This window comes from Kitasatospora sp. NPDC001159, from assembly GCF_053598235.1.
Genome location: NZ_JBSFJV010000020.1, coordinates 81452 through 106675, shown reverse-complemented (window position 1 = coordinate 106675; position 25224 = coordinate 81452). Strand labels below are relative to the sequence as shown.

Genomic DNA, 25224 nt, shown 5'->3' with positions numbered 1-25224 from the left:
CGGGCCTGGCCGAGGTCGTCGAAGAACCGGGTGAGGACGTCGGTGCCGTGGCCGTCGGCCATCCACACCACCCGGCAGGTGTCGTGGTCGACCACCACGGTCATGTAGCGCTGGCCCTTGCGGTAGGAGATCTCGTCGATCCCGATCCGGCGCAGTGCGGCCAGCCGGTCGGTGTGCCGGTCGCGGTCGGCGGTGAAGCGCTCGACGATCCGCCCGACCGTGCGCCAGGTGCAGCGAAGCAGCTCGGCCGCGGCGCTCTTGGAGCACTCGGCGGCCATCCACGCGGTCTGGGCGTCGAAGGCCAGGGTGTGCCCGGCGTCGTGCCGGGCCCAGGGGACGAAGGCGACGGTCGGGCCGTGTTCGCGGCAGGCGACGCGCGGGGCGTCGGCCTCCAGGAACGCCCGCACCGTCCCGTGGTCCAGGTCACGCCACCGGCGCCGGCCACGTCCCCGGTCGTACCACGGCGCCGGGCGCCGGCACACCCCGCACCGCCCACGCCGCCGCGCGTCAGGCCGTACCGACACGGCCACACACTGTTCCGATTCATCCCAGCGGACACCCTCGACCACGGTGTTTTCGACCATCAGGGTGCGCTTCCATATGCTGAAGGCAGACACGCCGTCTCTCTGCTTGATCCAATTTGAGTCTCGACACCTCAAGGATCACAGGGAACGGCGTGTTTCACGTCCAGCCGCAGATCAGCACACCCACACATGCGCAGGAGAGCCGGAAAAGGGGGGTGCCCGCCGTCCCCCCGGACACGGCGGACACCAGCTGTATGACGACCGTCAGGACCGATCGAGGGTGATGGAGTTGATCGGGCCCAGGTCGTAGTAGACGCCCTTCTGGGCGGGGATGTCGTACACGCAGTCGGAGCCGCCCGAGCCGCGGCACAGGTGGGCGTGGGCGCCGCCGGACTGGTTGTTGAGCACCCAGTGGTTGCCGGACTGGTTGCTCAGGTTGTGGGCGCCGTAGCTCCAGTACACGTCGCTGGGGGCGGAGGCCGGGTTCTGGTCCTGCGGGTAGACGCACACGGCGCCGTACGGGCAGCCCGCCCAGGAGCCGTCGGCGGCGCCGGCGTTGCCGGTGCCCAGGGTGGTCAGCGCGGCGGCGGCGATCCCGAGGGCGGCCAAGGTGCGGGTGATCCTGCGCATGGTGGTTCTCCCTTGCTGGTGGAGCGGCCCTGACGTGGGGTCGGGGCCAGTGCTCGCCAGCCTAGGAACGCGGGTGCGGCGGCGGTCCCTGACATCCGACAGGGGCGCGCCGCCGCGCACGGGCGCCGCTCTTCGGCTAGGGCAGCGCCGGCTCGGCGGCCCCGGCGATCAGCCGGGGCAGGGCGCGCAGGTCGTCGAACAGGCGGGTGCCGGGGCCGGCGAGCCAGTGGCCGGGAGTGAGAGCGCCGTGGAAACCGGGCGAGCGCATCCCGGCCGCGCGGGCGGCGGCCACTCCGTACTTGCTGTCCTCCGCCACCGGACGGGCGGCCGGACCGACGCCCATCGCCTTCGCGGTGTGCAGGAACAGGTCGGGGGCGGGCTTGCCCTCGGCGACCTCCTCGGCGCTGAAGGTGATCCGCCCCCTCGAAGCGCGCCGGCAGGCCGGTCTGCCCCAGGGTGCGGCGCAGTCGGCTGTGGCTGCTGGAGGAGGCCACGCAGTCGCGCAGCCCATCCCGTTCCAGGCGGGCCAGCGCCTCCACCACCCCGTCCACGGGCGCGAGTTCGGCGGCGAACACCTCGTCGTACAGGTGCTGGTACTTCCGCTGCCGGCCGCTTTCCAGCGGCACGCTCGCGTGCGCAAGGCCGGCTCCGGCGGCACCCACCTCACCGGCGGCTACCCCGGCGACGCCACCGGCACCCCGGCCGCCGGCGACTCCACCGGGCCCGCCGCCTGGACCGTCTCGGTCCACGTCGGCGGCTCGCCCTCGCCCGACCCCTGCACCGACGTGTGGGCGCTGTGCCTGGACACCCGCCACGGCCCGGGCAACGAGGGCCGGCCCCGTCCGTGACGGCGCATGCGCCGCGCCGCGCGGGAAGTCGGCCCGGCCGACTTCCCGCGCGCGGCTACGCGGCTCGGCCAGGGTGTCGAGATGGGCGCCGATGCGCCGCAGCAGGGTCATCGGGGTGGCGAACTCCTGCGGCGTCACACAGGCCGTCAGTCGCTCGCGCAGCGCCGCGACCTGCGTGGAGATCCGCAGGTGGGCGGCGCGCCCGTCCTCGGTGAGGGAGACGACGGTGTCCTCGCCGATCCGCACCCAGCCGCGGGCCGCGAGGGCGTCCACGTACGGGTGCATGGTCGGCTCGTCAGGGGAGGAAGGCCGCCATGGTCTCGTCGACCCCGGCGGTGGACAGCGGCCCGCAGGCCACGGTGTTGAGCACCTGCCAGCCGCGCCGGCTCAGGGCGTCGGCGGCGAACAGGCGGGCCATGGACTGCTCGATGGCGCCGTCGATGTGCCGCAGCCAGTAGCCGAACGGGCGCTGCTCGCGGACGTCGGGCAGGCCGGCCGTGGTGGCGGACGTGGGCATGGCGGTGACCCCCCATTGATGCATGTCTTTTGACAACAGTTGCAACCCTGGCATGCATGTCGAAGCAGGAGAAGCAGGAGAAGAGCCCACAGCAACAGGAAGCCGTCGCCGCCGTCGAACGCGCCATGGCCGCCATCCGCCGCAGCCAGACCCGCCGCTGCCTGGGCCGCATCACCCCGCCCGACGGCGCCCGCGCCACCGACCCCACCCTCTTCGGCGTCCTCGACGCCGTCGAGGCCCCTGGCGGCCCCTGCGCGGTCACCGACGTCGCCGCCGCCCTCGGCGTCGACCAGCCCCGCGCCAGCCGCCTGGTGCTGCGCACCGTCGAGGAGGGCTGGCTGGAACGCGGCAGTGACCCGTGCGACGCCCGCCGCACCCTGCTTGTCCTCACCCCCGTCGGCCGCGAACAGCTGGACCGCGCCCACCACTTCCGCCGCGAGGTCTTCGCCCGCGCGATGGCCGACTGGCCCGATGCCGACCGCACCGAGTTCGCCCGTCTGATCACCGCCTTCGTTGCCGGCTTCGGCCGGGCCGCCACCCCCCAAGGCCGCTGAACCGCCGCCCCGTTGCCCGGTGCGCCCGCGCACCCCGGGCAACGGGGCGCCAGGCCCACCCGCCCACGTGCCTAGACGCCCTGCGCCTCGCCGCCCGGCAGCACCGGCAGCGACCGGTGCCCGTTGGAGATCAGCGACTCCACCGGCTCCAGCTCCGCCCCCGGCGCCAGCACCATCCGCGGGAAGCGCTCGAACAGCGCCCGCAGGGCCGTCCGCGCCTCCAGGCGGGCCAGCGGCGCGCCGGGGCAGAAGTGCGGGCCGTGCCCGAACGCCAGGTGGTCCTTGACCGGCCGGGTGACGTCGAAGACCGCGCCGCTGTCCCCGTACCGCACCGGGTGGCGCCCGGCCGCCGCGTAGGAGGCCAGGATCGCCTCGCCCCGGCGGATCACCACCCCACCCGGCAGCACGATGTCCTCGACCGCGTACCGCAGCGGCAGGTGCGCCACCGGCGCCTCGCGACGCAGCGCCTCCTCGACCACGTCGTCCCAGCCGACCTTGCCCGAGCGCACCAGGTCGAGCTGCTCGGGGTGGGTGAGCAGCAGCGCCACCGCGTTGTCGATCAGGTTGACGGCGGTCTCGTAGCCCGCCGAGACGACCAGCAGCAGGGTGTCGCGCAGCTCCTCCTCGGTCAGCGCACTGCCGTCGCCCTCGGTGTCGCGCACGGTGATCAGCCGGGAGGTCATGTCGTCCCCGGGCCGCTCGCGCTTGGCCGCTATCAGCTCGTCCAGCATCGTGGAGAACGCCGCCGCGTTGGCCGCCGACTCCTCCGGGGCCAGGGTGGTGTCGAAGACCCGGTCGACGGTGCGGCGGAACCGATCCCGCAGCGTCTCCGGCAGCCCCAGCAGCCGGCCGATCACCTGGATCGGCAGCGGGTAGGCCAGGCGCTCGCGCAGGTCCACCGCCACCCCGGGCGGGGTCAGCGCCACCTCCTCCAGCAGCGCCGCCGTCAGCTCCTCGATCCGCTCGGCCATCGCCGCGACCTGACGGGCCGTGAACGCCGCGCCCACCAGGCGCCGCAGCCGGCGGTGGTCGGCGCCGTGCGCGGTGAACATGTTGCGCGCCGTCACCCACAGTGCCAGCGGCCAGTTCGGCACCACCTGCGCGAAGGCCGGCCAGTGCCGCGGACCGTCCTTGGAGATCCGCGGGTCCTTGAGCAGCTCCTCCAGCAGCACCGGGTCGGCCACCGCCCACGCCTGCACCCCCAGGATGTCCACGGGGGTGGCCGGCCCGCGCGCGAACAGCTCGGCGCTCTCGGCGTCACGCCCCCGCCCGGTGGGGTCCAGCACGAGCCGCGGGCATTGCACGGGGTGGTCGGGGGGGTCCAACTGAGGTTCCACGAGGGCTCCTTCACCTTTGATCTGACTCTTGGGCGCAGATCCCCTGCTTCAGCTGGGGGCTAGCCCATCCTTGGCCCGGAGCCGCGAAGCGGCGGAGATCGCTGCGTTGTCAGTGGCGTGCACTCTGTCGGTCGCAGTTGCCGAAGGGGTGTTCCCATGCAGTCCGGGCGACATTACCGCCCTGAACTTACCGGAGACCAGGCCGAGTTGTGCGAGACGTTCGCGGCCCAGCAGGTACTGCCCAAGATTGCGGACCCCGTGGCCGGTCGCGGAGCCCGCGTCGCTGTCCAGGACCGAGCGGAGGATCGCCGGCATGTCGATCTCGCCGAGCAGTGTCGGCACCTCGGCGACCGCGGCGGGGGACAGGGCGGGGGAGCGGAGCCGAAGAAGGCGATCGTATGCGGGTGGGTGCCGAGGAAGCCCAGGCCGATGGCGCTGTCGCCGTCGGTCGCGCGCCCGAGCGCCTCCTGGTGGACGGTGTCGAGCCGCGCCAGCTCGCAGGCACGTTTCAGCATGGACGGTGCCCAGTCCAGGTCCAGACAGTCCACGGACGGCGGATCCCAGCCGTGGTCTCCGTCCGGTGAGCCGTCGGCGCACTGACGGCAGGCGGCGAGGTACTCCGCCGGGACTCGGGCGAGCTGCCGGGTGACGGCCATGACGGCAGTATCCGGACGGTGTCGACCGGTTGAGCTGTCACCGGCCCCGGCTCGGCCCGGGTGCCGGTCAGCCGCTGGGTGTGCCGACCTGGTCGCGTTCGAGCGCGGACCGCAGGGTCGCCAGCGCCCGTGCCAGTGCTGACACCGAAGGCCCGTCGAGGGCGCCGCCGAGCAGTTCGGCCAGGGCGACGGTGAAGGTCCGCTGCGCCTCCTCGACGAGCCGTGCGCCGTCGTCGGTCAGGGTCAGCAGTGAGGACCGGCGGTCGGCCGGGTTCGGGCGGCGGGCGGCCCATCCCTGCTTCTCCAGGCGGTCGATGCCCTTGCTGGTCGCCCCGACGCCGATGGCGAACTCGGCGGCGAGGTCCGCCACCCGGCACCCGGGGTGATCGCGCAGGTGGCTCAGGAACTCGTACTGCGAGGTGACGATGCCGTGCCGTTCGCGCAGGCGGTCGTTGAGGGCGTTGTACAGGCGCGTCTCGCTCCGCACCAGGTCGGCGAAGAGGCCCGGGAAATCGGCTGTGGCGCTGTCGCCACCCAATGTATATTCCACGGAAGATAGTGTACGGGAAGTTACTTGCAGGTGGGAGTGTGTCCATGAGCAGGGAGCAGCGCATCCGGGTCGACCGGATCCTGCGGCAGCCGGGCCCCGAGGGGCCCCGGTCGGTCGAGGAGATCCGGGCCGGATTCCGGGAGTTGATGGCCGGGATGATCGTGCCCCACGACAGCATCCGCACCGCGCCGACGGTGCTGGGCGGCCGGCCCGCCCTGCGCGTCGAGCCGAAGGACGGGCCGGACGCAGGGGCGGCGGGCAGCCCGGGCTCCGGGACGATCCTGTACTTCCACGGCGGCGGCTGGGTCTTCGGTTCGCCCGAGACCGCCCTCTCGCTGACCGGGCACCTGGTGGCCAGGACCGGCCTCGGGGCGTACTCGCTGGACTACCGGCTCGCCCCCGAACACCCCTTCCCGGCCGCGATCGAGGACACCCTGAGCGCCTACCGCGCCCTCCTCGACCGCGGAGAGGACCCCTCGGCCATCGTCTTCGCCGGGGACTCCGCCGGCGGCGGCCTGGCCGTCACCACCTGTCTCGCCGCCCGGGACGCGGGCCTGCCGCTGCCCGCCGCGATCCTGGCCTTCTCCCCGGGCGCCGACGCGACCCGCACCGGCGAGAGCATGGACACCAAGGAGGGCATCGACCCGATCTTCACCCGCGCGGCCCTCGCCCGCACCGGAGCCATGTACCTCGCCGGCGCCGACCCGCACCAGCCCCTGCTCAGCCCGGCCGTCCTCGCCGACCTGACCGGCTTCCCCCCGATGCTGATCCAGGTCGGCGCCAACGAGGTGCTGCTGGACGACTCCACCCGCCTGGCCGCGCGGGCCGGGGCGGCCGGCGTGGACGTCATCCTCGACGTCACCGCCGACGTGCCGCACGTGTTCCAGTGCTTCGCCGGCCTCCTCGACGAGGCGGACGAGGCGCTGGAGCGCGCCGCCCTCTTCCTGCGCCAGCGGATCCGCGCCCGGGCCGCGGCACGCGCGTGAGGCGCGGGCGGCGAATCGCCGCGCGTACCGGCGGAGCCGGCGTTGATCGGCAGCGCGATCCAGTCGACGCTGATCGAACATCCACCCGCACATTGATCTACTGTCAGGGCAGACCCAGCGAATGTTCGGAGGACCACCATGCTCAAGCGTCTCGTCGTCGGTATCGCAGCAGCCGCGCTGCTCGGCCTCGGTAGCGGCCAGGCCTTCGCGGACACCTCCTGGGGTGACGTGGCACCCCAGGGCGGCACGGCCGTCACCAGCGCCTCGGTGAACCACGCCGACCACCTCTGCTGCTGATCGCCGGCAGGTAAGGCCCCGGAGCCCTCCCGCCCCCTCGGCGCGGGAGGGCTTTCGCCTGCGCAAATCCCGGTGGCGGCGGATCGCCGGCGGTGCCAAAGTACCCGTCGTGCCGAACGAATCCGATGTCCTCGAGGTACTGGACCTGCTGGCGGCCGCAGGGGTGACCGCCTGGGCGGACGGCGGCTGGGGCGTGGACGCCCTGATCGGGGAGACGACCCGCGAGCACGCGGACCTCGACCTGGTCGTCCTGCTCGACCAACTCGACGAGGTGCGGCAGGTGTTGGCCCGCGCCGGGTTCGCCACCGTCCTGCGGGACTGGCTCCCCGCCGCCCTGGCCCTCACGGACGGCGCGGGCCGGGAGATCGACCTGCACCCGGTCACCGGATCCGCCACCGAGGGCGGGTACCAGCTGCTCCCGGACGGGGAACGGTTCCACTACCCAGCCCCGGTGGCCGGGGCGATCGGCGGGCGCCGGGTCCCGTGCGTCGACGCCGAGACCCAGGTGAGGTGCCACACCGGCTACGAGCTACGGGACAAGGACCGCCAGGACATGGCGCGGTTGCACTCCCGTACGGGAGTTGAGCTTCCCGGGGAGTACCTGGCATTGCCGTGAGTGGGAAGTCGGCCCACCGACTTCCCACTCACGGGCGGCCGCTAGAGGAGGTCGAACTCGCCTGCGCGAACGGCGGTGACGAAGGACTGCCAGGAGGTGGCGGAGAAGACGAGGGCCGGGCCGGAGGGGTCCTTGGAGTCGCGGACGGGCATGAGGCCGGCGAAGCCGTCAGCGACCTCGACGCATGTGCCCCCGCTACCGCTGTAGGAGCTCTTTCGCCAGTGAGCGTCAGTCAGGTCGACATCCATTCAAAGTCCCTCCGTACTGCACGAATCACGGCTACCGATTCGGTCCGGCCCAGCACCTCAACCACGAGCCGATCGTAGTCGCTGGCCAGCGCCGTGATCTGGCCGCCGCCCGCCACCTCCACACCGAGACCGGCCTCCACCTCCGTCTCACCGACCTCGTCGCGGTCGACTTCACCCCCCCGCCGACCGCTACCTGGAACGCCTGAACCTCGTCTTCGACGCCGGCGCCGTCCGCGACAACACCCGCCTCACCGTCCCGCCCCCCAGCACCGCAGCGGCCTGCTCGGCGCCCGCATCGTCCCCGTCCGTGAACTCCCCGACGTCACGGCACCGTCCCAACTCGCGCGCATCACCGATGCCCTCGCCAACCGCACACTGCCCGTCCTCCTCCACGGCCAGCGCGCCGCCCGACGAGCGACGGCTCAGGGCGCCTCGGTCACGGCCCAGTCCGCGGCGAGGCAGTCGCCGCCGGGCTGGGCGCCGAGGTTACCCGCCTGCGTCTGCGTCAGATACAGATCGTTGTTGTTGAGCTCGGACTCCGACCGGATGCGGACGTTACTGCCGGGGGCGAGGTCCCAGGCGGCCTCCGTCGTGCGGCACTGCCCGTAGCGGACGTTCCAGCTGTCGCCGATGGCCACGCAGCCCCGGCCGCCCTTGTCCGGGTCGAACGCCGAGACGTTGAGGGAGGCGCCCTCCGGCCGTAGCTCCCACCGCTGTTCGGGCACCGACTCGCACGGCTCCAGGCGCACCTGGGCGGTGCCGAAGGCGTGGTGCAGGCAGGTGCCGGTACGGGTGTTGCGCAGCGTGTACGTCACCGGCTCCGCCGAGTGCGCGGCGGCCGGGAGCAGGAACAGCGCCGCGACGGCGGCCAAGGCCACCGTGCGGCGAAGGCGAACGGGCATGAGGGGCTCTCGCTCGGGGCGCGGGGCACCCGATGCCGCGAGCACGGCACAGCAGTCCACCCCCGCCGACTCCACGTCGGATCTGCGTGATCCATTCCATGGGGATCAACGACCGGCGCGGAGGCAGGACACGAAGTGCCGCAGCCCTACAGCACCTCGGACGGGTCGGCGTAGGCGTGCATGCTCACGATCCGCCCGTCGCGGACGGTGAACACGTCGGCGGCGGTGATGCCGGACGGGTTGCCGTCGGCGAGGACGCCGTGGACGTGGTGGACGATGACGACGTGCTCGCCGCTGCGGTAGGCGACGGGTTCGGAGTGCAGCTCGCTCCACATCGCGTAGGAGGCGCTCAGGTACTCGTGGACGGCGTCCGCGCCATGGTGCGGGCCTCCGTTGGGGAAGTCCTCGGGCTCGACCCAGTCCACGTCGGGGTGGAGGTCGGCGACGGCGGCGTCGATGTCGCCCCGGGCGTACGCGTCGTACGCGGCGAGTACCAGGGCGACATCGGGGTCGGTGCGGTCTGCGGGGGCGGCGGCCATTGCCAGGGCCTTTTCCAGTAAGGGAGTTGAGTGGAAGAGGGGTGTCGGGCGCGGACATGCGAGAGCGCAGGAAGTCGGCCGGGCCGACTTCCTGCGCTGTGCCCGCTGAGGGGTGGGTTACCGCTGCGAGGCGCGACGCCGGCTGATCCGCGTGGCCGCCGCGCCCGCCGCCAGGAACGCGGCCGAGAGGCCGAGCAGGACGGGGGTCTTCGGCGCGCCCGTCTGGGCCAGCTCGCCGTGGTGGTGTCCGTGGTGCTCCTCGGCGTGGTGGCCGGGCGTCACCTTGTGCTCGTGCTTGCCGTGGTGGGCCGCCTTGTGCGGCGGCTGTGCCTCCACCTCCTCCGCGACGAACTTGACCTTGTTCGTGTTCAGGTTGGTCTGGCTCTGCTGGTTGGAGAGGTCGTTGGTCACGGTGTTCTGTACGACGACGTTCACGTCGACGTCCTGGTCCTGGTCCTGCTTGCCGTTCTGGCTCTGGCCCTGGTGCTGGCCCTGCTCCTGGCCGCCGTGCTCGTCGTGCTTGCCGTGCTCGTCGTGCTTGCCGTGCTCGTCGTGCTTGCCGTGCTCGCAGGGCTTGCAGTGGTCGCCGTGCCCGTCGTGCTTGCCGTGCTCGCATTCGTCATGCTTGCAGTGCTCGCCGTGCTCGTCGTGCTTGCCGTGCTCGGCGGGGATGCCGGGAACGTCGGGCAGGCAGAAGAACTCGCCGAGGCCGTGGCCGGCGAGGTGGCTGCGGTGCTCGTGCCCGGACTCGGGGCGGCAGTTCTTGTTGCCGTTCGTTCCCATGCTCATGGGAAGCGTCGACGGCGCCTGCCCCGCCAGCCGCTCGCCCTCGGTGCCCTGCTCGCCGGGCTGGGCCGCGTCATCCGGCCGCGCGGCGCCGGGCTCCTGGCCGTCGGCCAGGGTCGCCTCGGGCTCCTGGCCCTCGGCCAGGGCGGCCTCGGGCTCGGTGTCACCGTCGGCCCGGTGGAGCGGGCGGACGGCCTGCGTCGGCCGGAAAACGCCGCTGCTGGTGAAGGTCCTGGCGCCGTCCGCCGAGGTGTTGCCCTCCTCGGCCAGACGCAGAAGGCTGTCGACCCATTCGCCCCGGGCCTTCGTCGAGGCGGAGGCCGCGCCGTGGTCGGCGACGCGCGAGGCGGAGGCCGCGCTGTGCTCGGCGACGCGCGAGGCGGAGGCCGCGCTGTGGTCGGCGACGGGCGAGGCGTAGGCCGCACCGCCGGCACCCCACACGAGGGCGGCCGACGTCAGCCCTGACAGGACCAGGGTGGTGATTCGAATTCGCATGACGCTCCTGGATGATCCGCAAAACGGATCCTCTGCATACGCTCCTGTAGCCTCCGGCTGCGGTGAGCGTCGCCGCGGATTAATCATTTCGGCCCAACGGATTACCGAGTACGGACGAACGCCGCCGGGGCGGTCCGCGCCGCCGCTCCGGCGGCCACACCCCGGGGCCGGGCCGGGCCAGGAGCCCTGTGTCACCGCCGACCGGATTCCTCCGTACGGCGCAGCTGGGGAAGGTCACGTGGATGCCTTTTCCCGTGCCCCGTCCCCGGGCCCGGTGGCCTTGCGTGGCGATGCGTCGACCGTCGGCGACATGCAGGGGTGATGAATTGTGGTGAGCATCCGTTTCATGAGGTTCTCAATCCCGGCAGCCGTCCTGGCCGGCTGCGCCACCGTCCTGCTCTTCCAGCCCACGGCCGTTGCCGTGGACGACTCGGGTGCCGCTGCCCCGGCACCCCGTACCTCCGCCGGAGGCGGCTCGGTCACCTCGGTGGCCCTCACCTCCGGTGGAGCGGTCGCGCCCCGGGCCACCCGTTCGTTCGAACTTCTCGGCGTGGTCTGGGACGGCTCCCCGAAGGCCCTCGCCGGAGGCTCCGTCCGGATCCGCACCCGCGACGCCGCCACCGGCCGCTGGAGCGGCTGGCACACCCTGGAGGCCGATGCGGTGGACGGCCCGGACGCCGTCGCGCACGGTGCCACCGCCCCGCTGTGGGCCGGACGCAGTGACGGCGTCGCGGTCGACGTGCACCCCGGTCCGGCCGGACTCCCGCGCGGACTGCGGGTCGAACTGGTCGACCCCGGTCAGGGGGCGGCCTCCACCGATGCCCAGACCCTGCCCGAGCGCCCGGCCGGGCCCGCAACCGCCGCCGCTCCGCGCCCCGGCATCGTCACCCGGGCCGGATGGGGCGCGGACGAGTCCATCCGTGAAGCGGGCTTCGTGTACACCGGCGCGGTCCGGGTGGCCTTCGTCCACCACACCGCGACCGCCACCGACTACGCCTGCTCCGACGCCCCCCGGGTGATCAGGTCGATCTACCAGTACCACGTGCAGAGCAACGGCTGGCGGGACATCGGCTACAACTTCCTGGTCGACCGCTGCGGCACCATCTACGAGGGCCGCGCCGGCGGCGTCGACCAGCCCGTCTTCGGTGCCCACACCCTCGGCTTCAACACCAACTCCTCCGGTATCGCCGCCATCGGCACCTTCAGCTCGGACACCCCGCCGCAGGAGCTGCAGGACGGCCTCGCGAAGATCTCCGCGTGGAAGCTCGGCCTCACCGGCCGGTCGGCCGGCGGGACCGCCCAGCTCACCTCCGGCTCCGACGCCAGCCTCTATCCCAAGGGCACCGTCGTCGCCTTCGACGCCGTCTCCGGCCACCGCGACGGCTTCGCCACCGAATGCCCCGGTGACGCCCTCTACGCCAGGCTTCCCGCCATCCGCAGCACGGCGGTCCGTCTCCAGGGGTCGTGAACTGCTTACGAGGAAGTGCGCAGGAGTGTTCGTTAGCTCGATTGGGTGAGCAGCCCGTGCCCGAGGAGCAACAGCGCCGGATCGTCCTGGTCCGCCACGCCAAGTCCGACTGGCCCGAGGTGGACGACCGCGACCGCCCCCTCGCCGAGCGGGGCCGCAAGGCCGCCCCGCTCGCCGGGCGCTGGCTCGCCGACCACGGCCTCATCCCGGATCTCGCGCTGGTCTCCACCGCCGTCCGCACCCGCGAGACCTGGGCGCTCATGGCCGCCGAACTCCCGACCGCACCCGCGACCGTCTACGACGAACGCCTCTACGGCATCGGCCTCGGCGAGCAGCTCATCGCCCTCCTCGCCGAAACCCCCGGCGACGTCGCCACCCTGCTCGTGCTCGGCCACAACCCCGTCGTCCACGAGGCGGCCGACGCCCTGGCCGGTGAGGCCGACGACGAGGACCAACTGGCCCGGATGCAGGGGCGCTTCCCGACGGCCGCCATCGCGGTGCTGACCTTCCAGGGCCCCTGGCAGGGCCTCGGGCCCGGCAGCGCGCGGCTCACCGCCTACCGCACGCCCAAGGACGCCTGACCGCCGCACCCCGGTGACCGCCCGGCGCCGTTCGGCCGGGCGGTCACGGCGTGTCAGACGCGGGTGCAGGCGTGGGTGGTCCTGCTGCTGCCCGAGGTGTGGACGATGGTCAGGGTGGTGCCGTCATACGTCACCGCCAGGTTCTCCTTGCTGCTGTCGTTGGAGCCGGGCGGCTGCCAGGGCAGCGTGACCTGGACCGTGTCGCCCACGGTGGCGGGGACGTTGAGGGCCTCGGGGGAGCGGTGTTCGCCGGCCAGTTTGGCGGGGCCGTCGAAGAAGGTGAGCGACAGATGGCCGCCGCGCAGCAGGAAGCTGCCGCGCCAGGTGCCGTCCTTGCCGCTCAGGCCGTCGAAGGTGATGGTCCAGCCGCCGTTGCCGCCGCCGTCGGTCTGGACGGTGACCTTGCTGTGGAGGGGCTTGCCCCGGGAGCTGGTGGACTGGACGGTCCAGCTGCCGCGCACGAAGGCGTCGAAGGCGCGGTCGGCGACGGTGGGCGCAGCGGTGGGGGCGGGGGAGGAGGCGGCTGGTGCGGGGGCTTGGCCGGTTGCCGTCGGGTCGCTGTTGGAGGGTGCGGCCGGACCGCTGTCCGCCGTCGTCGCGCTGTCACCGCCGCTGCTGCCGGAGCAGGCGGCGACCAGCGCGGACCCCACTCCCAGCGCCAGGTAGCGCAGGGCGTTGCGGCGTCCTATGACGCCTGCGGCGGCGGTGAACTGGCGGATGCCCATACCGATCTCCCCGTTGTGACGTGCACTTGATCAAACGGGGAGTCTAGGGGAACGTACCGTCACCCGCCCTCCGGTATCGGGCCGAAGGACGGGGCGGGGCGCGGTCGAGCCCGGCGGTTCACCCGAAAGCTTCGCACGCCTACCGCTCCTGGGGCTCCCGTACCTTCCGCAGCCCCAGGTCCGACACCTCGCCCAGGTGCCCGAGCTTGTCCGGGTTGGCGACGGCGTGGATCTCGCGCACCGCGCCGTCGACGATGTCGAGCGCGACCACGTTGAGTACCCGCCCCTCGGCGTCGTAAGCGACCATGCCGGGGCGGCCGTTGACCCAGGCCGGCACCAGGCTCGCGCCGAGCCGGGCGATCCGGCGCACGCCGCTGACGAGCAACTGGGCGACCTGGCGCGGGTTGGAGACCGAGCGGCCGATCGCCTGCGCCTTGCCGCCGCCGTCGCCGTGCAGGGCGACGTCGGGGGCGAGCATGCCGAGCAGCTCCTCCAGGTTCCCGCCGGCGGCCACCTCGAAGAACCGGCGGGCGAGTTCGTCGCCCTCCGCGCGCCGGGTCGGCGGCAGCGGGGCGTCCGCGCTCACCGCCAGGCGCTTCTTCGCCCGGGCGAAGATCTGGCGGCAGTTCGCCTCGGACTTGCCGGTCAGCTCCGCGACCTGCGGGTAGCCGTAGCCGAAGGCCTCGCGCAGCATGAACACCGCGCGCTCCACGGGGGAGAGGGCCTCCAGCATCACCAGGAAGGCCATCGACAGCGAGTCGGTCAGCTCGGCGTGCTCGGCCGGGCCGCCGGGGCGGTCGGCGAAGGCGACGACGGGCTCGGGCAGCCACTCGCCGACGTAGGTCTCTCGCCGCACCCGCGCCGAGCCCAGGTGGTTGATGCCGAGCCGGGTGACCGAGGTGGTCAGGTACGCCTTGAGGTTGGTGATGGAGGTGCCCGCCTGCTCGGCGCGGGTCAGGTTGAGGAAGGTGTCCTGGACGAGGTCCTCGGCGTCACCCACCGAGCCCGTCATGCCGTAGGCGATGGAGAACAGCAGCGGCCGGTACCCGACCGCGTCCGCCGTCACATCCGCCGATCCCGCCATGGAGTCCCTCCCTTTCGGTGCCGCCCCCACCCCGGAGTGGGGGCGCGTCACATCGGCACCTGTCACAGGATGCCCGGCTGACCTGTCTTAAAGGACGACCAGCGGACAACGTACCGAGGAGCACATCATGGAAGCCCGCCTGAACCCCTTCGCCAGCCCCGTCATGGGCAAGGTCTTCAAACACCTCGTCGCCGCCAACCAGATCCTGCTGGAGTCGACCCTGCCGGTTGCCGTCCAGGAGCTGGTCAAGCTGCGCGCCAGCCAGATCAACGGCTGCGGGTACTGCGTCGACATGCACTTCAAGGACGCCGTGCACGCCGGCGAGGAGGCGACCCGGCTGAACCTGGTGGCGGCGTGGCGGGAGGCCACCGTGTTCACCGAGGCCGAGCGGGCCGCCCTGGAGCTGGCCGAGGAGGGCACCCGGCTCGCGGACGCGGCGGGCGGGGTCGGCGACGAGGTGTGGGAGAACGCGGCCAAGCACTACGACGAGGAGCAGCTCGCCGCCCTGGTGAGCCTGATCGCGGTGATCAACGCCTTCAACCGCGGCAACGTGATGACCCGCCAGCCCGCCGGAAGCTACCGCGCCGGGCAGCCCCGCACCCTTTGATGCCCGTACCAGGTCCGTAAGGAGAACGCCGTGAACCTCGCACTGTGGATCGTCGCCGGACTGCTGGCCGCCGCCTACCTGCTCGGCGGAGCCTTGAAGATGGTCGCCCCGAAGGAGAGGATCGCCGCCGCCGGGCAGAGCGGGCGCTGGGTCGAGGACTTCAGCGCGGGAGGTGTGAAGGCGATCGGCGCCGTCGAGGTGCTGGCCGCGGTGGGGCTGATCCTGCCCGCCGTGCTCGGCATCGCGCCGGTGTTCGTGCCGCTGGCCGCGCTCGGGCTGGTGCTGCTGATGACCGGGGCCGCAGTGGTGCGGCTCCGGCGGCAGGAGTTCAAGCTCGTCGCGGTGGACGTGGTCTACATCCTGCTGGCCGCGTTCGTGGTGTGGGGGCGCTTCGGTCCGGAGTCCTTCCTCAACTGACGGTCAACTGGCTGGCCGGGTACGGCGCTTCGCCGTGCGACCGCTGCAGGGGAGCGGTCGCGCGACCGGGTGCCGTCAGCCGAGGGCGACATGGCGCTCGATGCCCGGCACGGGCGTCCTTCCTCTCCGTCAAGGCGGTGATCGCCTCGCGGTACCGGTCGCGGTTGCCCCGTTCGAAGGCCGGGCCGCGCAGGCAGGTCAGGTACGGGCCGATGCGCCCGCCCTCGCGCAGGAACCCGGCCTCGTCGCGGTCGCTGCGCAGGGTGCGCAGCACGCTCGAACAGGTCGACCTTGGCTGGGGCGAAGTCGGCGCGCTCGGCGAGTCGGCGAAGGTCTTGGCCAGCTCGTAGCCGCTGGTCTCCCCGTCGAGCAGCGCGGCCAGGACGGCGGGCCTGAGGGCCATCGGATCGCTCCTGCCTTCTGTCGCCCGAAACGCCCGCCATGGTGCTCACGAAACGGACTAGTCACATTCATGGCTACCCCCAAGGGGTGTCGTCCCATGACCGCCGCCCACGCCGCCGCCGACCGCTTCCGCGTCGCCGTCGACGCCCGCGGCCTCACCGCCCTGGACGCCCGCCGGGCGGCGGGCTTCCGAACCGGCTCGGGCTCGCCCCGTCACCCGTTCGGCCGAGCAGTGCCGCCCCTGCCGCCGGCGTCCAGTGCCCGGATGCGCCCGGGCGGGTGGCGAGGTAGCCGGCCGTGCGCCAGGGGCCCAGGCGTGGGACTGCGCGAGGCCGGTGCCCAGGGTGCGCAGGTAGCCGGCCGAGGGGGCGGTCGGCTCGGCGGCGGAAAGCCCTGTGGGGGAGGTGAAGGTGAGCAGTGGGTGCCCGTCCAGCTCGCCCGCGCACAGCAGCGTCTCGTAGCGGCCCGGGCCCAGTCCGTCGCGGCCCGTCGCCAGGGCCCGGGTGAGGTCGAGGTCGGAGCCGGGGGAGCGGGTACATCTCCTGCGCGGCGACGTCGCTGAATTGGCCCACTGTGACCAGATATGCGCGGCACGGTACTTCACCGGAGAGAGCGGGGTCGTAGAAGGCCATTCCGCCGCCCCAGGTCAGGGACTGTCCGGCGAAGTACAGCCCGCCCGGCAGCGTCAGCGCCGCTTCGCGCCGGGGCGCGCGCCGGTCGCGGCAGCCGGGGCAGGTGCGCGCCGCGCCCTCGGGCCGGCCGCCGTACAGGTAGCAGCCGAAGCGGGTGGCGTGCAGGTTCGAACCGTAGGCCGTGTACCAGACGAGTGGGTCTTCGCCGCCTTGGCCGGAACCACCCCTCCCGGCCCACACGGTATTCACAGGAAACGTCCCCACGGAGAACGACGACGGCAAACCCTCACGCAAATGTGCGGATCGGGTGAACGGGTTGGTGATCCGACCAGTGCCTTCCGATTCGGTAGCCACACCCTCACTACCGGTACCGTTCCGGACGCCATGGTGTTCATCACTCTCGCCCCTCCCGTCACGCCCCTGCAGTTTTCGCCGACTACCCTTCACCAGCGAAAATGCTTGAAAATAGCCGAAACGACATTCGATTCGTATCGTTGCCGCCACACATGGCATCGATCGTGAGAATTTCCTTTGACCGCACCTTCGCTGCATCCAGCGGACTCCCAGTGGAGTCAAGGTGAGTGGGCGCGCCCCATCAGGTGACACCATGTGACGTCGGCGTCACATCAGGTGCACACGCCACGTGCATGACGTACGCGCCCCCAAGGAAAACGGAGCCGAGGAACCCACCCCATGGACGCACGCCACGACACGGCCAGCCCAGGCACGCTGCACCGCCCCCATCCGGGGCAGGCGGCCAGCTGGCCGGTGGCCCAGCCCGCGCACCCGCGCAGCCTGCTCGACATCATCGCCGCGACCGCCGACGCCCACCCGCACGCGCCCGCACTCGACACCGGCGACGCGGTCCTGGACTACCGCACCTTGACGCAGGAGGTCGACGCCCTCGCCGGCGTACTGGCCGGCCACGGCATCGGCTGCGGCGACCGGGTGGGCGTGCGCATCCCCTCCGGCACCGCCGACCTCTACGTCTCGATCCTCGCGGTGCTGCGCTGCGGCGCCGCCTACGTGCCGGTGGACGCCGACGACCCCGACGAACGCGCCGAAATGATCTGGCAGGACGCCCAGGTCTGCGCGATCCTCGGTGCCGAGCGCCAGCTGTTCGCCGGACCCGCCGCCCGCCCCTCGGGCCGCCCGGCCTGGCCCTCGCCGGCCGACGACGCCTGGATCATCTTCACCTCAGGCACCACCGGCCGCCCCAAGGGCGTCGCCGTCACCCACCTCAGCGCCGCCGCCTTCGTCGACGCCGAGGCCCGCATCTTCCTGCCCGCCCAGCCGCTCGGCCCCGGCGACCGCGTCCTCGCGGGCCTCTCCGTCGCCTTCGACGCCTCCTGCGAGGAGATGTGGCTGGCCTGGCGCCACGGCGCCTGCCTGGTCCCGGCCCCCCGCTCCCTGGTCAAGGCCGGCACCGACCTCGGCCCCTGGCTCGTCAGCCGCCGCATCACCGCCATCTCCACCGTCCCCACCCTGCTCGCCCTGTGGCCGCAGGAGTGCCTGGACCAGGTCCGCCTGATCATCGTCGGCGGCGAGGCCTGCCCCGCCGAACTGGTCGAGCGCCTGGCCGTCCCCGGCCGCGAGTTCTGGAACACCTACGGCCCCACCGAGACCACCGTCGTCGCCACCGCCGCCCGGATGCTGTCCGGCCAGCCGGTGCGCATCGGCGCCCCGCTGGACGGCTGGGAGATCGCCGTCGTCGACCAGGCCGGCAACCCCGTGCCCTGGTACGAGACCGGCGAACTGCTGATCAGCGGCATCGGCACCGCCCGCTACCTCGACCCCGCCAAGGACGCCGAGAAGTTCAGCCCCCACCCCGCGATCGCCTCCCCGCGCGTCTACCGCAGCGGCGACCTCGTCCGCAACGACCCCGAGGGCCTGATCTTCCTCGGCCGCGCCGACGACCAGATCAAACTCGGCGGCCGCCGCATCGAACTCGGCGAGATCGACGCCGCCCTCCAGGCCCTCCCGGGCATCCGCGCCGCGGCCGCCGCCGTACGCAAGACCCCGGCCGGCGCCGACCTGCTGGTCGGCTACCTCGTCGCCCAGCCCGGCACCGACCCCGACCTCGCCACCGCCCGCCAGCAACTGCTGGAGCGCCTGCCCGCCCCGCTGGTCCCGGTCCTCGCCCTGGTCGACTCGCTGCCCACCCGCACCTCCGGCAAGGTCGACCGCAACGCCCTGCCCTGGCCACTGGCCACCACCGGCAGCGCCGCCGCCGCCGAGACCCTCGACGGCACCGCCGGCTGGCTGGCCGGCCACTGGGAGCGCCTGCTCGGCATGGCACCGGGCAGAGGCGACGACTTCTTCGCCCTCGGCGGCTCCAGCCTCACCGCCGCCCGCCTGGTCTCCGAACTGCGCACCCGCCACAGCGGCGTCTCCGTCGCCGACCTCTACGCCCACCCGGTGCTCGGCGACCTCGCCGGCTACCTCGACTCCCTCGCCCCGGCCCAGCCGGCGGCCGCGGCCGGGCCGGAAGCCGCCGCGACCACCGCACCCGTACGGCCGGTACGCCGCACCCCGCGCAGCGCGGGCCTGTGGCAGACCCTCATCCTGCTCGGCCTGTTCGGCCTCGCCGGCCTGCGCTGGGTCATCGTCCTGATCGCCGTCGACAACCTCCTCGGCAGCCACCTCCCCTGGGCCCCGCACAGCTCCTGGTGGCCCGTCGCCGCCGGCCTGCTCCTCTTCCACAGCGCCCCCGGCCGCACCCTGGTCGCCGCCGCCGGCGCCCGCGTCATCACCGCCGGCATCCGCCCCGGCAGCCACCCCCGCGGCGGCCACGTCCACCTCAGACTCTGGGCCGCCGAACGCTTCACCGCCATGTTCGGCACCGGCGCCCTGAGCGGCACCCCCTGGGCCCCGCGCTACGCCCGCATGCTCGGCTGCCGCGTCGGCAAGAACGTCCAACTGCACACCCTGCCCCCGGTCACCGGCCTGGCCCGGATCGGCGCCGGCGCCTGCGTCGAGCCCGAGGTCGACATCGCCGGCTGGTGGCTCGACGGCGACACCCTCCACCTGGGCCACCTGGAGATCGGCGAGGGCGCCAGCATCGCCCACCGCGCCACCCTGATGCCCGGCGCCCGCATCGGCGCCGGCGCCGAGATCGCCCCCGGCTCGTGCGTCACCGGCGCCGTCCCGCCCGGCGAACACTGGAACGGCTCCCCGGCCCGCCCCTCCACCGAGGCCCGCACCCAGTGGCCGCCCACCCCGGCCCGCCCCTCGCGGATCTGGAACCTCGCCTACGGCGTCGGCTTCGCCCTCTTCGGCCTCGTCCCGGTCATCTCCGCGCTGCCCGCGCTGTTCATCGTCTACCCGATGATCGCCACCGACCACACCCTGGTCCAGGCCCTGCTCCAGGTGCTGCCACTGACCGTCCCGCTCGCGGTGCTGACCATCTTCTGCCACGCCGCGCTGATAGCCCTGCTGATCCGCGCCTTCTCGCTCTCGCTGCGCCCGGGCTTCCACCCGGCCACCGGCCGCGTCGCCTTCTGCGCCTGGGCCGTCTCCGGACTCAGCGACAGCGCCCGGCGCACCCTCTTCCCCTTCTACGCCAGCCTCTTCACCCCGGTGTGGCTGCGCCTGCTCGGCGCGAAGATCGGCCGCCGGGTCGAGGCCTCGACGGTCCTGTCGCTGCCCAGCCTGATGCAGGTCGACGACGGCGCCTTCCTCGCCGACGACACCCTCGTCGCCCCCTACGAGCTGCGCGCCGGCTGGCTGCACCTGGGACGCTCGCACGTCGGACGCCGCTCCTTCGTCGGCAACTCCGGCATCGTCGGCCCGGACCGCCACCTGCCCGACAACTCCCTGGTCGGCGTGCTCTCCGACACCCCCGCCCACGCCCCCGAGGGCTCCTCCTGGCTGGGCCGGCCCGCCTTCGCGCTGCCCCGGGTGGCCGACACCGGCGGCGAGGGCCGCACCTACAACCCGCCCAAGCGCCTGATGTGGGCGCGCGCCGGCGTCGAGGTCTGCCGGCTCCTTCCGGTCATCATCGCCGCCCTGCTGGCCGACCTGGTGCTCGCCGCCCTGCAGTCGATAAGGAACGACTACGGGCTGGGCGTGGCCTTCGGCACCGCCGGACCGGTGCTGATCGCCGCCGCCGTCGTCGCCTGCGTCATCGCCACCACCGCCAAGTGGCTGCTGGTCGGCCGATTCCGCGTCGCCGAGCACCCGCTGTGGTCCTCCTTCGTGTGGCGCAACGAGCTCTACGACACCTTCGTCGAGGAACTCGCCATGCCCTTCGGCGGCGGCGCCATCACCGGCACCCCGTACCTGAACCTGTGGCTGCGCAGCCTCGGCGCCAAGATCGGGCGCGGTGTGTGGTGCGAGACCCACTGGCTGCCCGAGAGCGACCTGGTCACCGTCGAGGCGGGCGCCAGCGTCAACCGCGGCACCGTGCTGCAGACCCACCTGTTCCACGACCGCGTGATGCGCCTGGGCCCCGTCCACCTGGGCGCCGGCTCCACCACCGGGCCGCACTCGATCGTGCTGCTGAACTCCGCGCTCGGTGACAACACCACGGTCGGCCCGGCCTCGCTCGTCATGCGCGGCGAGAACGTCCCCGGCGCCACCCGCTGGCTCGGCAACCCCGTCGCCGCCTGGAACGCCGACCCCACCCCGCCGGCCGGCCGCCGGGCCGCCCGGGGCCGCAGGCGCGCAGCGGCGGTGTGATGCAGGCCACTCCCGGCGGGCGATGAGTCATCGGTGCGGTCACGGTCCTACCCCGTGACCGCACCGTTTCTGCTTTGCCTGCACTTGAGGGGACGCCGGACATGACCACGGCAACTGTGAAGACCGCCGCCGCGAAGACCGCCGCGGTGAAGGGCCCCGCCTCCTACTTCCCCTCCATCGAGAAGAAGTACGGCCGGCCGATCGAGGAGTGGAAGGACCTGATCCGCACCTTCCCGCTCACCAGGCACATGGAACTCGTCACCTGGCTCAAAGCCGAGCACGGCCTCGGTCACGGCCACGCCAACGCCCTGGTCGCCCACACCCTCGCCGGGACGGCCTGAACGCCCCGCGCGGGGAGCGCGCCGGTGCCCCGGGTTCGGACCGCGGTCCGGACCCGGGGCACCGGCGCGACGGGGCTCAGGGGCGCGGGAGCGCCGACGGGGGGTCGACCGCCTCGACGGCCTTGACCAGCGGGGCAAGCTCGGGGTTCCTGGCGGCCTCGTCGAGGGCCTCGCGCAGGGCGGCGTCGTTGGTCGGCCGGGCCCGCTCCAGGAGCTTCAGGCCGTCCTCGGTGACGTTGGTGTAGATGCCGCGCCGGTCGGTGGGGCACAGGTAGCGGGAGAGCAGGCCGCGGTCCTCCAGCCGGGTGACCAGGCGGGTGGTGGCGCTCTGGCTGAGCACGACCGCGTCGGCGACCTGCTTCATCTGCAGGTGTCCGCCCTCGTCGTCGTGCTGGCGGCTGAGCACGTCGAGCAGCGAGTACTCCCGCACGCTCAGGTCGTGCTCGGACTGCAGGGCGCGCTCGATGTGCGCCTCGATCCGGCCGTACAGGAGGTAGAGGGCGGCCCAGCCGTTGGCGAGGGCGGTCAGCGCGGGGTCCGTGGCGGTCATGGGCCCGGTCTCCTTTCCAGGTGCTACACGCTCCAGGATAAGCCATTTCATGAAATATCGGCTAGGGCACATATAAGGCCTATGCAAGCATCTGGGGTGCGATGTGGTCCGTCCCGGTCCGTCCACCCCCTCCCGGATCCTCGGCGAAGGCAGATTGCCTGCACTTGCACTTATGCCGCGTGTGCAACTATTGTCGAGAAGCGTAAGGCGCACTAGCAATCGCATGGAGGTCGCGCCAATGCCCCTCGCACTCCTCGCCCTGGCCATCGGGGCCTTCGGGATCGGAACCACCGAGTTCGTGATCATGGGCTTGCTGCCCGAGATCGCCGGCGACTACGGCGTGTCCATCCCCATCGCCGGACTTCTCGTCACCGGCTACGCGATCGGCGTCGTCATCGGCGCCCCGCTGATGACGGTGCTCGGCACCAGGATCAGCCGCAAGACCATGCTGATGCTGCTGATGGGCCTGTTCACGGTCGGCAACCTGGTCTCCGCCGCGGCACCGGGCTTCGGCGTCATGCTCGCCGGGCGCATCGTCGCCTCGCTCGCCCACGGCGCGTTCTTCGGCATCGGCTCCGTCGTCGCCGCCGAACTGGTCGCCCCGGAGAAGAAGGCCGGCGCCATCGCCACCATGTTCACCGGACTGACCGTCGCCAACATCGTCGGCGTCCCGCTCGGCACCTACATCGGCCAGGCCGTCGGCTGGCGCACCACCTTCGCCGTCGTCGCCGTCCTCGGCGTGGTCGGACTGCTCGGCATCGCCAAGCTGGTGCCCGCCACGCCCCGGCCCGAAGGCGCCCACCTGCGCCGCGAACTCACCGCCTTCCGCAACCCGCAGGTCCTGCTCGCCATGGCGATGACCGTGCTCGGCTTCGGCGGGGTGTTCGCCGCGATCACCTACATCGCGCCGATGATGACCCACGTCGCCGGCTACTCCGACGGCTCGGTCACCTGGCTGCTGGTGCTGTTCGGCGTCGGGATGTTCCTCGGCAACCTGCTCGGCGGCAAGTTCGCCGACCGCAGGCTGATGCCGATGCTCTACGCCACCCTCGGCGGACTCGCCGTCGTGCTGGCGCTGTTCACCCTGACCGCGCACAACAGGATCGCCGCCGCCGTCACCATCCTGCTGGTCGGGGCGCTCGGCTTCGCCACCGTCCCGCCGCTGCAGAAGCGCGTCCTCGACCAGGCCCACGGCGCACCCACCCTGGCCTCGGCCGTCAACATCGGCGCCTTCAACCTCGGCAACGCCCTGGCGGCCTGGCTCGGCGGGACCGTCATCGCCGCCGGCCTCGGCTACACCGCCCCGAACTGGGTCGGCGCCCTGCTTGCCGCCGCGGCCTTGGCCCTGGCCTTCTGGTCCGCGGCCCTGGAGCGCCGCACCCCGGCCGCCGTGGCCGCCGTCCCCGCCGCCGCCGTCCCCGCCCACCACTGAGCCATCCACGTGCTCCCTGGCGATCGACAGCGAGGCACCGCCGCAGGATGTGGGGAAGGAGGGCCGCGACCAGAAGTGCACTCCCCATGGGGGCGTGCGGATGTGCTGGCCGTACTCCTGCCTCAGCGCGGTCGTGCGGCGTTGTTGCGCACGCCGACCGGAACGCTTCCCGCAACATCGCCCACCGGGCCGCTGCTGCATGGGATGCGGGGCGGCAGTCATCCGCCTCTGCCGCCGCGTAGCGGTGGCTGGACGCGGGAGCCCACCCGACAGCCAGTTGGGCGCTACCTGCAAGCTCGGCCGCCGTTCACGGCCGAGAAGTTGACCAGCACTTGAAGTCAAGCCCGGGCCCCGTCGACGCCCCGCCCCGCCGGTGCCCCCGAGCGGCGGACGGGCACCGCAGCGAGGTAGCCTCGCTCCCGGCGGGGCCGGACAGGTCGAGAGCGGACAGGGGCGGGCGGAATGACAGAGCAGCAGCGCGGCTACTGGCGGGAGTCGGACGGCTCGGCCGTCGCCGTCAGCCAGGCGCACATCGTGTGGACCAGGGCGGCCTACCCGGCCCTGGTGGACGTGGCGCGCCACTACCACGCGGTGATCACCTACGCCGAGCTGGCCGAGGCGGTGCAGCAGGCCTCCGGGGTGCGCACCAGCGTCAACCAGCGGCACTGGATCGGCAAGGTGCTGGCCCTGGTGGTGCGCGAGGCGCACCGGCGCGGGGACCCGCCGCTGACGGCGCTGGTGGTGCACGCCGCCGACGGCATGGTCGGCATCGGCTACCAGGACGTGCTGGCGGTGGCCGGGCAGCCGCCGATCGCCGACGAGATGGACCGCGAGCAGCACGCCGCCGCCGCCCGCCTGGCCTGCTACCGGCACTTCGGCGCCGAGCTGCCCGCCGACGGCGGCATCCCGGCGCTCGCCCCGCGGCTGAAGACCACGGTCACCCGCAAGGCCGCCGCCGCCACCCCGCCGCGCCCGCCGGCGATCTGCCCGAACTGCTTCCTCGAACTGCCGGCGACCCGGGTGTGCGACTCCTGCGGGGAGAGGGTCCCGTAACCGGCCGACCCGCCGACCCGCCGAGCCGCCGTCGAACAGCCGCCCCGCCTGCCCGCCGTCGTCAGACGGCGGGCAGGCGGCCGGGCATCCGCCAGCCCTCTGCGAGGCGGGAGGGGGACAGGCGGCGGCCGTCGCCGAAGAACTCGCAGAACTTCATGATCAGCGGTTCCCAGCCGACCGGGTCCACGTAGTGGTCGGTGCCCGGCACGATCAGGTGCTCGTCCACGTGGGCGCGCACCACGGTGACCTCGAAGGCGGTGCACCGCTCGTTGCCCGCCAGCGGCACCGCCGCCTCCAGCCGGCACTCCAGCTGCACTGGGCACTCGGCCGCGCGCGGCGCCCGCACCAGCTCACCGGCCAGCTCGGTCATCCCGGCTGCGGCGAACTTGCCCCGCTCGTGGCGGTAGCCCTGCTCGCGCTTGCTCTCGGTGATGTGCGGGTTGGCGGTCAGCAGCGCGAGGGCGTCGACGGCGTCGACCTGCGCGGAGGAGGGCAGGTTGAGCACGCACTCGCCCTCGCGCCGCAGGTTGACGGCGGTCTGGGCGCTGTTGCCCAGGCCCAGCACGCAGGACTGCCCCAGCCACCAGGCCGAGGACATCGGCGCCAGATTGGCGCTGCCGTCCTCGTTGCGCGAGCCGATCAGCACCACCGGGGTGCCGAAGTAGAGAACCTTGAGGTCGGTGACCTTGTGCACGGGAATCCGGCCGTCCTCGCGTCGAGTGATCCGCTGTCGGCCACCGACTCTGCCCCCGCCGACGGCCGGCCGC

The 25224-nt window shown here is 72.9% G+C and carries 28 protein-coding genes and 1 pseudogene; 13 read left to right on the top strand and 16 right to left on the bottom strand.

Annotation, left to right across the window (positions count from 1 at the left end; all coding sequences use genetic code 11):
• The 3 genes from ACWC9T_RS13595 to ACWC9T_RS13585 all read right to left on the bottom strand — a co-directional run.
• The coding region (locus ACWC9T_RS13595; RefSeq protein WP_449821203.1) for a helix-turn-helix domain-containing protein at positions 1 to 584 on the bottom strand (584 nt) is incomplete at its 3' end.
• A gap of 204 nt (positions 585 to 788) precedes the next feature.
• Positions 789 to 1154, bottom strand: coding sequence for a hypothetical protein (locus ACWC9T_RS13590; protein WP_449821202.1), 366 nt, complete (start codon positions 1152 to 1154; stop codon positions 789 to 791).
• A gap of 136 nt (positions 1155 to 1290) precedes the next feature.
• Entirely contained in the window at positions 1291 to 1497 is a 207-nt protein-coding gene (locus tag ACWC9T_RS13585) for a hypothetical protein (RefSeq protein WP_449821201.1), read from the bottom strand.
• A gap of 37 nt (positions 1498 to 1534) precedes the next feature.
• Here ACWC9T_RS13585 and ACWC9T_RS13580 point away from each other — a divergent pair, with 37 nt between their 5' ends.
• Positions 1535 to 2002, top strand: coding sequence for a hypothetical protein (locus ACWC9T_RS13580; protein WP_449821200.1), 468 nt, complete (start codon positions 1535 to 1537; stop codon positions 2000 to 2002).
• 295 nt (positions 2003 to 2297) lie between these two features.
• Here the strand turns inward: ACWC9T_RS13580 and ACWC9T_RS13575 are convergent, their stop codons facing one another.
• Complete coding sequence (locus ACWC9T_RS13575; protein ID WP_449821199.1) at positions 2298 to 2519, bottom strand: hypothetical protein; 222 nt, start codon at positions 2517 to 2519, stop codon at positions 2298 to 2300.
• Between the two features lie 56 nt (positions 2520 to 2575).
• On the opposite strand from ACWC9T_RS13575, the gene ACWC9T_RS13570 reads away from it, so the two are divergent.
• The gene (locus ACWC9T_RS13570) at positions 2576 to 3073 is read left to right on the top strand and encodes a MarR family winged helix-turn-helix transcriptional regulator (protein ID WP_449821198.1); all 498 of its coding nucleotides are present in this window, start codon (positions 2576 to 2578) and stop codon (positions 3071 to 3073) included.
• Positions 3074 to 3144: 71 nt separating this feature from the next.
• Here ACWC9T_RS13570 and ACWC9T_RS13565 read toward each other — a convergent pair whose 3' ends face one another.
• The gene (locus tag ACWC9T_RS13565; RefSeq protein WP_449821197.1) at positions 3145 to 4410 is read right to left on the bottom strand and encodes a cytochrome P450 family protein; all 1266 of its coding nucleotides are present in this window, start codon (positions 4408 to 4410) and stop codon (positions 3145 to 3147) included.
• A 723-nt stretch (positions 4411 to 5133) separates the two neighbouring features.
• A complete protein-coding gene (locus tag ACWC9T_RS13560) occupies positions 5134 to 5616 on the bottom strand; it encodes a MarR family winged helix-turn-helix transcriptional regulator (RefSeq protein ID WP_449821196.1) in 483 nt (160 codons plus the stop codon).
• 44 nt (positions 5617 to 5660) lie between these two features.
• On the opposite strand from ACWC9T_RS13560, the gene ACWC9T_RS13555 reads away from it, so the two are divergent.
• The 3 genes from ACWC9T_RS13555 (at position 5661) to ACWC9T_RS13545 (ending at position 7515) form a co-directional block, all read left to right on the top strand.
• On the top strand, positions 5661 to 6602 hold the full coding sequence (locus ACWC9T_RS13555) for an alpha/beta hydrolase (protein WP_449821195.1): 942 nt from the start codon (positions 5661 to 5663) through the stop codon (positions 6600 to 6602).
• Positions 6603 to 6740: 138 nt separating this feature from the next.
• Positions 6741 to 6899, top strand: a complete 159-nt coding sequence (locus ACWC9T_RS13550; RefSeq protein WP_449821194.1) for a hypothetical protein — start codon at positions 6741 to 6743, stop codon at positions 6897 to 6899.
• 109 nt (positions 6900 to 7008) lie between these two features.
• A complete protein-coding gene (locus ACWC9T_RS13545) occupies positions 7009 to 7515 on the top strand; it encodes a nucleotidyltransferase domain-containing protein (protein WP_449821193.1) in 507 nt (168 codons plus the stop codon).
• A 41-nt stretch (positions 7516 to 7556) separates the two neighbouring features.
• Here the strand turns inward: ACWC9T_RS13545 and ACWC9T_RS13540 are convergent, their stop codons facing one another.
• The 5 genes from ACWC9T_RS13540 to ACWC9T_RS13520 all read right to left on the bottom strand — a co-directional run bounded on the left by ACWC9T_RS13540 (position 7557) and on the right by ACWC9T_RS13520 (position 10485).
• Complete coding sequence (locus tag ACWC9T_RS13540; protein WP_449821192.1) at positions 7557 to 7763, bottom strand: DUF397 domain-containing protein; 207 nt, start codon at positions 7761 to 7763, stop codon at positions 7557 to 7559.
• On the bottom strand, positions 7748 to 7903 hold the full coding sequence (locus ACWC9T_RS13535) for a hypothetical protein (protein ID WP_449821191.1): 156 nt from the start codon (positions 7901 to 7903) through the stop codon (positions 7748 to 7750). The genes ACWC9T_RS13540 and ACWC9T_RS13535 overlap by 16 nt, the downstream gene beginning before the upstream one ends.
• A gap of 282 nt (positions 7904 to 8185) precedes the next feature.
• Positions 8186 to 8665, bottom strand: a complete 480-nt coding sequence (locus ACWC9T_RS13530) for a hypothetical protein (RefSeq protein ID WP_449821190.1) — start codon at positions 8663 to 8665, stop codon at positions 8186 to 8188.
• 146 nt (positions 8666 to 8811) lie between these two features.
• Positions 8812 to 9204, bottom strand: a complete 393-nt coding sequence (locus tag ACWC9T_RS13525; protein WP_449821189.1) for a nuclear transport factor 2 family protein — start codon at positions 9202 to 9204, stop codon at positions 8812 to 8814.
• Between the two features lie 117 nt (positions 9205 to 9321).
• Positions 9322 to 10485 (bottom strand): hypothetical protein, encoded by a 1164-nt coding sequence (locus ACWC9T_RS13520; protein ID WP_449821188.1) that lies wholly within the window; start codon positions 10483 to 10485, stop codon positions 9322 to 9324.
• Positions 10486 to 10831: 346 nt separating this feature from the next.
• On the opposite strand from ACWC9T_RS13520, the gene ACWC9T_RS13515 reads away from it, so the two are divergent.
• The gene (locus ACWC9T_RS13515; protein ID WP_449821187.1) at positions 10832 to 11953 is read left to right on the top strand and encodes a peptidoglycan recognition protein family protein; all 1122 of its coding nucleotides are present in this window, start codon (positions 10832 to 10834) and stop codon (positions 11951 to 11953) included.
• Between the two features lie 41 nt (positions 11954 to 11994).
• Positions 11995 to 12534, top strand: coding sequence for a SixA phosphatase family protein (locus ACWC9T_RS13510; RefSeq protein ID WP_449821186.1), 540 nt, complete (start codon positions 11995 to 11997; stop codon positions 12532 to 12534).
• A gap of 53 nt (positions 12535 to 12587) precedes the next feature.
• On the opposite strand, the gene ACWC9T_RS13505 is transcribed toward ACWC9T_RS13510, so the two are convergent.
• Both ACWC9T_RS13505 and sigJ read right to left on the bottom strand, forming a co-directional pair.
• A complete protein-coding gene (locus tag ACWC9T_RS13505) occupies positions 12588 to 13259 on the bottom strand; it encodes a hypothetical protein (protein WP_449821185.1) in 672 nt (223 codons plus the stop codon).
• Positions 13260 to 13398: 139 nt separating this feature from the next.
• Entirely contained in the window at positions 13399 to 14343 is a 945-nt protein-coding gene (gene sigJ, locus ACWC9T_RS13500) for an RNA polymerase sigma factor SigJ (protein WP_449821184.1), read from the bottom strand.
• Positions 14344 to 14470: 127 nt separating this feature from the next.
• On the opposite strand from sigJ, the gene ACWC9T_RS13495 reads away from it, so the two are divergent.
• Complete coding sequence (locus ACWC9T_RS13495) at positions 14471 to 14950, top strand: carboxymuconolactone decarboxylase family protein (RefSeq protein ID WP_449821183.1); 480 nt, start codon at positions 14471 to 14473, stop codon at positions 14948 to 14950.
• Positions 14951 to 14980: 30 nt separating this feature from the next.
• Positions 14981 to 15367: a DoxX family protein gene (locus ACWC9T_RS13490; RefSeq protein ID WP_449821182.1), complete on the top strand. Its 387-nt coding sequence runs from the start codon at positions 14981 to 14983 to the stop codon at positions 15365 to 15367.
• A gap of 106 nt (positions 15368 to 15473) precedes the next feature.
• Here the strand turns inward: ACWC9T_RS13490 and ACWC9T_RS13485 are convergent.
• Positions 15474 to 15770 (bottom strand): annotated as a pseudogene (locus tag ACWC9T_RS13485) (hypothetical protein); the annotation flags it as partial.
• A gap of 1324 nt (positions 15771 to 17094) precedes the next feature.
• Between ACWC9T_RS13485 and ACWC9T_RS13480 the strand changes: the two are divergent.
• A complete protein-coding gene (locus ACWC9T_RS13480; protein ID WP_449821181.1) occupies positions 17095 to 21081 on the top strand; it encodes a Pls/PosA family non-ribosomal peptide synthetase in 3987 nt (1328 codons plus the stop codon).
• Positions 21082 to 21182: 101 nt separating this feature from the next.
• The gene (locus tag ACWC9T_RS13475) at positions 21183 to 21422 is read left to right on the top strand and encodes a DUF4287 domain-containing protein (RefSeq protein WP_449821180.1); all 240 of its coding nucleotides are present in this window, start codon (positions 21183 to 21185) and stop codon (positions 21420 to 21422) included.
• A gap of 76 nt (positions 21423 to 21498) precedes the next feature.
• On the opposite strand, the gene ACWC9T_RS13470 is transcribed toward ACWC9T_RS13475, so the two are convergent.
• Positions 21499 to 21972 (bottom strand): MarR family winged helix-turn-helix transcriptional regulator, encoded by a 474-nt coding sequence (locus ACWC9T_RS13470; RefSeq protein ID WP_396251009.1) that lies wholly within the window; start codon positions 21970 to 21972, stop codon positions 21499 to 21501.
• A gap of 238 nt (positions 21973 to 22210) precedes the next feature.
• Between ACWC9T_RS13470 and ACWC9T_RS13465 the strand changes: the two genes are divergently transcribed.
• Together ACWC9T_RS13465 and ACWC9T_RS13460 are read left to right on the top strand one after the other, a co-directional pair.
• On the top strand, positions 22211 to 23404 hold the full coding sequence (locus ACWC9T_RS13465) for an MFS transporter (protein ID WP_449821179.1): 1194 nt from the start codon (positions 22211 to 22213) through the stop codon (positions 23402 to 23404).
• A gap of 462 nt (positions 23405 to 23866) precedes the next feature.
• Positions 23867 to 24457: a hypothetical protein gene (locus tag ACWC9T_RS13460; RefSeq protein ID WP_449821178.1), complete on the top strand. Its 591-nt coding sequence runs from the start codon at positions 23867 to 23869 to the stop codon at positions 24455 to 24457.
• A 61-nt stretch (positions 24458 to 24518) separates the two neighbouring features.
• On the opposite strand, the gene ACWC9T_RS13455 is transcribed toward ACWC9T_RS13460, so the two are convergent.
• Complete coding sequence (locus ACWC9T_RS13455; RefSeq protein ID WP_449821177.1) at positions 24519 to 25151, bottom strand: flavin reductase family protein; 633 nt, start codon at positions 25149 to 25151, stop codon at positions 24519 to 24521.
• Between the last annotated feature and the right edge of the window lie 73 nt (positions 25152 to 25224).

Coding starts and splice junctions, on each gene's coding strand:
- ACWC9T_RS13590 (WP_449821202.1), bottom strand. CDS start 1,154: ATGCGCAGGATCACCCGCACCTTGGCCGCCCTCGGGATCGCCGCCGCC.
- ACWC9T_RS13585 (WP_449821201.1), bottom strand. CDS start 1,497: ATGGGCGTCGGTCCGGCCGCCCGTCCGGTGGCGGAGGACAGCAAGTAC.
- ACWC9T_RS13575 (WP_449821199.1), bottom strand. CDS start 2,519: ATGCCCACGTCCGCCACCACGGCCGGCCTGCCCGACGTCCGCGAGCAG.
- ACWC9T_RS13570 (WP_449821198.1), top strand. CDS start 2,576: ATGTCGAAGCAGGAGAAGCAGGAGAAGAGCCCACAGCAACAGGAAGCC.
- ACWC9T_RS13555 (WP_449821195.1), top strand. CDS start 5,661: ATGAGCAGGGAGCAGCGCATCCGGGTCGACCGGATCCTGCGGCAGCCG.
- ACWC9T_RS13550 (WP_449821194.1), top strand. CDS start 6,741: ATGCTCAAGCGTCTCGTCGTCGGTATCGCAGCAGCCGCGCTGCTCGGC.
- ACWC9T_RS13540 (WP_449821192.1), bottom strand. CDS start 7,763: ATGGATGTCGACCTGACTGACGCTCACTGGCGAAAGAGCTCCTACAGC.
- ACWC9T_RS13530 (WP_449821190.1), bottom strand. CDS start 8,665: ATGCCCGTTCGCCTTCGCCGCACGGTGGCCTTGGCCGCCGTCGCGGCG.
- ACWC9T_RS13525 (WP_449821189.1), bottom strand. CDS start 9,204: ATGGCCGCCGCCCCCGCAGACCGCACCGACCCCGATGTCGCCCTGGTA.
- ACWC9T_RS13520 (WP_449821188.1), bottom strand. CDS start 10,485: ATGCGAATTCGAATCACCACCCTGGTCCTGTCAGGGCTGACGTCGGCC.
- ACWC9T_RS13515 (WP_449821187.1), top strand. CDS start 10,832: ATGAGGTTCTCAATCCCGGCAGCCGTCCTGGCCGGCTGCGCCACCGTC.
- ACWC9T_RS13505 (WP_449821185.1), bottom strand. CDS start 13,259: ATGGGCATCCGCCAGTTCACCGCCGCCGCAGGCGTCATAGGACGCCGC.
- sigJ (WP_449821184.1), bottom strand. CDS start 14,343: ATGGCGGGATCGGCGGATGTGACGGCGGACGCGGTCGGGTACCGGCCG.
- ACWC9T_RS13495 (WP_449821183.1), top strand. CDS start 14,471: ATGGAAGCCCGCCTGAACCCCTTCGCCAGCCCCGTCATGGGCAAGGTC.
- ACWC9T_RS13480 (WP_449821181.1), top strand. CDS start 17,095: ATGGACGCACGCCACGACACGGCCAGCCCAGGCACGCTGCACCGCCCC.
- ACWC9T_RS13475 (WP_449821180.1), top strand. CDS start 21,183: ATGACCACGGCAACTGTGAAGACCGCCGCCGCGAAGACCGCCGCGGTG.
- ACWC9T_RS13470 (WP_396251009.1), bottom strand. CDS start 21,972: ATGACCGCCACGGACCCCGCGCTGACCGCCCTCGCCAACGGCTGGGCC.
- ACWC9T_RS13465 (WP_449821179.1), top strand. CDS start 22,211: ATGCCCCTCGCACTCCTCGCCCTGGCCATCGGGGCCTTCGGGATCGGA.
- ACWC9T_RS13460 (WP_449821178.1), top strand. CDS start 23,867: ATGACAGAGCAGCAGCGCGGCTACTGGCGGGAGTCGGACGGCTCGGCC.